The 517-nt window shown below is 53.2% G+C and carries 1 rRNA gene; it reads right to left on the bottom strand.

From position 1 onward, the window contains the following. Positions 1-517 (bottom strand): 23S ribosomal RNA (locus WFI24_RS34205); the annotation flags it as partial.

Raw genomic sequence — 517 nt, 5'->3', positions numbered from 1 at the left:
AGCATCAAGCCATAGCTTCGGTGGTGTGTTTAGCCCCGTTACATTTTCGGCGCAGAGTCACTCGACCAGTGAGCTATTACGCACTCTTTCAATGGTGGCTGCTTCTAAGCCAACATCCTGGTTGTCTGTGCAACTCCACATCCTTTCCCACTTAACACACACTTGGGGACCTTAGCTGATGGTCTGGGCTGTTTCCCTTTTGACAATGGATCTTAGCACTCACTGTCTGACTCCCGGAAGTAAGTCTATGGCATTCGGAGTTTGACTGAGCTTGGTAACCCTTGCGGGCCCCGCACCCAATCAGTGCTCTACCTCCACGACTCTGTTTTCCGAGGCTAGCCCTAAAGCTATTTCGGGGAGAACCAGCTATCTCCGAGTTCGATTGGAATTTCTCCGCTACCCCCACCTCATCCCCGCATTTTTCAACATGCGTGGGTTCGGGCCTCCAGTGCGTGTTACCGCACCTTCACCCTGGACAGGGGTAGATCACCCGGTTTCGGGTCTACGTCCACGTACT

It is taken from the genome of Paenibacillus sp. USHLN196, from assembly GCF_037144955.1.
In the GTDB taxonomy this organism is placed as follows: domain Bacteria; phylum Bacillota; class Bacilli; order Paenibacillales; family Paenibacillaceae; genus Paenibacillus; species Paenibacillus xylanexedens_C.
The sequence above is the reverse complement of the archived record's forward strand: the minus strand, read 5'-3'. Positions and strand labels throughout refer to the sequence as shown.